Source organism: Bradyrhizobium sp. Y36 (genome assembly GCF_002531575.1).
Classification (GTDB): Bacteria; Pseudomonadota; Alphaproteobacteria; order Rhizobiales; family Xanthobacteraceae; genus Bradyrhizobium.
In genome coordinates, this window is the sequence record NZ_NWTI01000055.1 from 1 (window position 1) to 529 (window position 529).

The 529-nt window shown below is 69.2% G+C and carries 1 pseudogene; it reads right to left on the reverse strand.

Features of this window, described 5'->3' with window-relative positions:
• Positions 1-529 (reverse strand): annotated as a pseudogene (locus CO669_RS34815) (methyl-accepting chemotaxis protein); the annotation flags it as partial.

A 529-nucleotide genomic window follows, 5' to 3' on the forward strand; every position in this document is an offset into this window, starting at 1 on the left:
GAGCGCCAGAAGATTGGTCTGCTCGGCGATCGCCGTGATCAGCTTGACCACCTCGCCGATCTGCTGGGCGGCGTGCGAGAGCTTGCCGATCCGGCCGTCGGTTTCCCTGGCCTGCACCACGGCAGCTTCCGCAATGCGGTTGGAGTCGCGGACCTGGCGGCCGATCTCCTCGACCGACGCCGAGAGCTCTTCGGTCGCGGTGGCGACGGACTGCATGTTGGAAGAAGCCTGCTCGGACACGCCGGCGACCTGGCTCGACAGGCTCTGGGTGGTCTCGGCAGTGCGGGTCAGCGTGGATGCCGCCGATTCCAGCTGCACGGCCGAGGCCGAGACGTTGGAGACGATGGCACCGACCGCGCTCTCGAAATCGTCGGCGAAGCGGATCAGCTCGGAGCGGCGGGCTGCGCTCGCCTCCCTGTTCTGGGCCTCGCTGGCGGCGGCATCGCGCTCGGCCTTCGCCACCGCCTGAACCTTGAACTCCTCGACCGCGCCGGCCATCTCGCCGATCTCGTCCTTGCGGCCGAGGCCC